General features: G+C 68.4%; 2 protein-coding genes. One reads left to right on the top strand and one right to left on the bottom strand.

From position 1 onward, the window contains the following. On the bottom strand, window positions 1–777 hold a 777-nt coding region (locus tag ACRDUX_RS34275), incomplete at its 3' end, for a Zn-binding domain-containing protein (RefSeq protein WP_526420878.1). A 97-nt stretch (window positions 778–874) separates the two neighbouring features. Between ACRDUX_RS34275 and ACRDUX_RS34270 the strand changes: the two genes are divergently transcribed. After that, window positions 875–2052 (top strand): IS3 family transposase gene (locus ACRDUX_RS34270; protein WP_526420876.1). Its coding sequence is split into 2 segments (ribosomal slippage): window positions 875–1159 and window positions 1162–2052, totalling 1176 coding nucleotides; the frame shifts between segments, so codons are not numbered across the junction. Window positions 2053–2433: the final 381 nt, after the last annotated feature.

Raw genomic sequence — 2433 nt, 5'->3', positions numbered from 1 at the left:
GTCCGGCATGACGCCGTCCAGCGGGAGTTGGGGCTCCATGACCCATGTCCGCCCCCCTGCCGCATTGAGCGTCCACCGCACCCCGTTGGGGCCGTCCAGGTCCTGAACCGCGCCGATGCTCTCCACCAGGCGTGCGCGCAGGATCTCACGGAAGCGTTGCTCGATGCCTGACTCTGGGTTGTAGGTCGACGCAGTCTGGCTGACGGACCAGGCCAGCGCAGGCGACGGCGTGCCTTCCGACGCTCCGCCGAGCAGGAGCGTCTGAAGGTGACGCTCGGCCGCCATCCGAGAGACGTGCTTCTGCGTGGCCCCGTGAATAAAAGGCGACAGGCAGCGATGACACGACGACCGCCCCTCGTTCTTGCACCGGCAATCGCGGACGAGCGTCCACGACCGGAACAGCAACGCGTAGAAGCGGGCGGGATCCGCCAACTCAGCGAGATAGCCAGTGCCGCCGGGGACAATGTCGTGAATGAGGATGGCCTCGTGACTCGCCGTCCCGTCGCCCGGCAAGCGCTCGAAGGCGAGGTGGTCAGGCGCCCCTCCGAGGTGCTCGCGTAGTCCCGCCTGGAGGGCGGCGACGAGGCTCGGCACTGCGAAGGGATCACCGACCGGGAGGTCCGGGGGCAGCTGGACGACGACGCCCTCCGTGCGAAGCGTCCGGGCCAGTGCGAGCTTGCGGACGTTTTCCGTCGAGGCATTGCGGTACGCGCACCACGGCCGGTGTTCAGCTTTGGAGTTCTGGCCGGTCTGGCTGTCGAGCTTGCCGCAGCCCACGCACACGCGGAACTGAGGGGCGGGGTACTCGGGTCTGCTGCACGGATAGGTGACACCTGATCTGTCTGGTCGAGAGGCCGGCTGAAAGGATGTCGCTGTGCCTAAGCCGTTTCCGAGAGAGTTCCGTGAAGACGTTGTTCGGGTGGCTCGTAGCCGTGATTCCAAGACGACGATCGAGCAGGTCGCCGAGGACTTCGGGATCCACGCGACGACGTTGGCCAACTGGCTGCGCCGGGCCGATGTCGAGGCCGGCGTGAAGCCCGGGGTGACCGCGGCCGAGACCGCCGAGCTGCGTGAGCTCAAGCGCCGTAACCGGCTGTTGGAGCAGGAGAACGAGGTGCTGCGCCGCGCGGCGGCGTACCTCTCGCAGGCCAATCTGCCGGGAAAATGATGTACCCGCTCGTCCGCGAGTTGGCCGCCACCGGCACCCGGATCCGGGTGCCGGTGGCGGTGACGTGCCGGGTGCTGAAGATCGCTCGCCAGCCCTACTACCGCTGGCTGGCCCAGCCCGTCGGCGAGGCCGAGATCCGAGCGGCCTATCGGGCTGACGCCTTGTTTGACGCCCACCGCGACGACCCGGAGTTCGGCTACCGGTTCCTCGTCGACGAGGCCCGTCAGGTCGGCGAGGCGATGGCTGATCGCACGGCCTGGCGGATCTGCTCGACCAACGGCTGGTGGAGCGCGTTTGGCAAGAAGCGCGCGCGCAACGGCAAGAGGCCAGGGCCGCCGGTTCACGACGACCTCGTCGCGCGCGTCTTCGCCGCGGATGCGCCCAACCGGTTGTGGCTGACCGACATCACCGAGCACCGCACGGCCGAGGGAAAGCTCTACCTGTGCGCGGTCAAGGACGTCTACTCGGGCCGGATCGTCGGCTACAGCATCGACTCGCGGATGAAGACCCGCCTGGCGGTCGCCGCGCTGGAATCGGCGGTCGCCCGGCGCGGTGACGTGGCCGGCTGCATCGTCCACAGCGACCGCGGCAGCCAGTTCCGCTCCCGAAAGCTCGCCCACGCCCTCAAGCGCCACGACCTCGTCGGATCGATGGGCCGAGTCGGCGCCGCCGGCGACAACGCGGCCATGGAGAGCTTCTTCGCGCTGCTGCAGAAGAACGTCCTGGACCGCCGCTCCTGGGCCACCCGCGACCAGCTGCGCATCGCGATCGTGACCTGGATCGAACGCACCTACCACCGCCGCCGACGCCAACGACGACTCGGGCGATTGACCCCGATCGAATTCGAGACCATCATGACCACGCCAGCCGCTCAGGCTGCGTGACCCAACCTGTCACCCAAACGTGCAGCAGACCCCGCCTTGGTCAGGCGGCCGATCAGGTTGACGTTGTTCATCTGTCCCTCCTTGTGGGGGTGGTGCGGTTGACGAACCCAGAAGACGGCGGCCATCCGCGACCCAGCACCCGCAACGCAGTCCCGCCGCCAGGCGGGCGCAGTGCAGGGCGGGCTGGATCGATGACCAGCGCAGCGGTCGGCCGAAGGCCGTCGGTCATCGGTTCGGCCCAAGACCCCGAAGGGGTTGCTGGTGTCGCGGGGGCCGTCGATCCTGGGGTGAGACAAACACGCACCGCCCCCGCATCGGCGGGGCCGCTTGAACCACGTGTCAGCCCGGTCGTTCGACCACGGGCCTGAGACAGTCGATGAT

Origin of the sequence: Mycobacterium sp. (genome assembly GCF_050701675.1) — a bacterium.
Taxonomy (GTDB): Bacteria; Actinomycetota; Actinomycetes; order Mycobacteriales; family Mycobacteriaceae; genus Mycobacterium.
Note: the sequence above shows the minus strand (reverse complement) of the source record. Positions and strands in the feature narration are given on the sequence as shown.